Origin of the sequence: Spiroplasma endosymbiont of Megaselia nigra, assembly GCF_003987485.1 — a bacterium.
GTDB lineage: Bacteria > Bacillota_I > Bacilli_A > Mycoplasmatales > Mycoplasmataceae > Spiroplasma.
The window spans coordinates 1-953 of the sequence record NZ_RCOO01000293.1; the positions used below are offsets into that span (position 1 = coordinate 1).

At 23.5% G+C, this 953-nt stretch carries 1 protein-coding gene; it reads left to right on the forward strand.

Going from position 1 to position 953, the window contains the following annotated elements; genetic code table 4:
• Nucleotides 1-242 precede the first annotated feature (242 nt).
• Nucleotides 243-740, forward strand: coding sequence for a lipoprotein (locus tag D9R21_RS06725; RefSeq protein ID WP_126821564.1), 498 nt, complete (start codon nucleotides 243-245; stop codon nucleotides 738-740).
• Nucleotides 741-953 lie beyond the last annotated feature (213 nt).

Consider the following 953-nt stretch of genomic DNA (forward strand, 5'->3'; position numbering starts at 1 on the left):
GCTACTATATATTTTTCACCAAATAATTCTTTTGAGGGTACATTAACTGTTGTATGAAATAGATCAGGTTTGGGAACTAGCTCATTACCTGGGCCCGATTTTTCTTCTAACGGACACTTAGAATTATAGATAATTTATTTTTATTTATTTATAAAAAAAAAAAACTATTTATGGAAATAAATTATGATTTATTTCCATTTTTAATTAAATTATTAAACTGTAAAAGAAAGGAACTTATAAAATTGAAAAAAATATTAAGTATTTTAGAAACAATCACCTTAATAACAACAAGTACAACAAGTTTAGTTTCTTGTAATGCACCACAATACACTAAAGAAGAATTAAAAGAACTAAAAGAAAAAAATAAAATAAATACTGATAACCAACAAATTAGAGACAATTTAGAATGAATATCACCACAAGAAAAACCATTTAATCAAGTAGATAATAAATGATATTTTGCTGTTTGGCATAGTGATAAAAATACTGATTGGCGTATTATTAAATTTAAAAATAATGAAACAACTATCAAAATTGATAATTCTAATAATCGACAATTACAGAAAACTGATTTAGGTATGGGAAGAGATTTATATATTACAAATGATTCGGGGTTTGTTAAATATGTGACACATTGAACAGATGATAATGGTTCTTACTTTAAATCAGTTTATCGTTGAGATGGTGATGGTGAACCAAATACACCAGAAATTGATAATAACGGAAATATTAAACATTAAAATAAGAATAGATAATATAAAAAGTGCACAGTTTCAAATAAAATGACTTTTTATATTTGTCTGTTCTTATTTAATTTTTATATTACCGTTTTCATCTAAAATCAAACTAGGTTTTTGTGTATTTGAATTTCAACGATAAACATATTTATATTGTATTTTATTTTTATCATTACTTCATTCGGTTCAATTTTTATTTATTTCATTTCATATTTG